The sequence below is a fragment of the Adlercreutzia sp. DFI.6.23 genome (genome assembly GCF_024462535.1).
Classification (GTDB): Bacteria; Actinomycetota; Coriobacteriia; order Coriobacteriales; family Eggerthellaceae; genus Adlercreutzia; species Adlercreutzia rubneri.
Genome location: NZ_JANGBP010000651.1, coordinates 1 through 294, shown reverse-complemented (window position 1 = coordinate 294; position 294 = coordinate 1). Strand labels below are relative to the sequence as shown.

Genomic DNA, 294 nt, shown 5'->3' with positions numbered 1-294 from the left:
CGCCGAGGGTCATCTCGGCGATGAGGGAGTCGGGGTCGGGGTAGCTGTTTCTCATCGGCGGCATGGGCGCCGGCAAGTCCACGGCGCGCAAGGCGCTCACCGACGAGGGCCTGGCTTGGATCGATCTCGATCAGGTGGGGCACGAGGTGCTCATGTGGGACACGGTGAAGGACGATTTGCGCGGAGCGTTCGGCGATGACATCTTCGATGAGAACGGGGAAGTGGTGCGCAGCGCCCTGGCCGCCAAGGCACGTGCCCGCCGCGCCCTACGTGGTGCTCGGCCACCATTTCTCG

Annotated in this window: 1 protein-coding gene; it reads left to right on the top strand. The window is 67.0% G+C overall.

What is annotated here, in order from left to right:
* Positions 1-62: 62 nt before the first annotated feature.
* Positions 63-294: dephospho-CoA kinase (locus NE591_RS14930; protein ID WP_256157065.1), on the top strand; the 232-nt coding region annotated here is incomplete at its 3' end.